The sequence below is a fragment of the Telluria sp. AZSoR62 genome (genome assembly GCF_058111565.1).
Genome location: NZ_JBYTST010000458.1, coordinates 1 through 252 on the forward strand (window position 1 = coordinate 1; position 252 = coordinate 252).

Consider the following 252-nt stretch of genomic DNA (forward strand, 5'->3'; position numbering starts at 1 on the left):
CCAGGTACGATTCGCTAATTGCTTTGAGCGTAGCGAGCTTGGTCTTACCTAAAGGCCGGACCTTCTCCATCTCACTCAAATAACGGTCAATCATTTCCTTGACCGCCGCGGCTTTGCGGTTTGCGCGCTCAATCGCGCCGGGCTCAGCAAGCTCCGTTTCGCGTTTGCGAGCCCACGCTTGGGCAGCCTGTTTCCGGGCGAAGGTCTGGCACTCTTGGTAGACTAAGACCCCTTTGTTTTTAAGGCGGATCT

Annotated in this window: 1 pseudogene; it reads right to left on the reverse strand. The window is 55.6% G+C overall.

The window, feature by feature from the left end:
- Positions 1 to 252 (reverse strand): annotated as a pseudogene (locus AC3XQU_RS24410) (site-specific integrase); the annotation flags it as partial.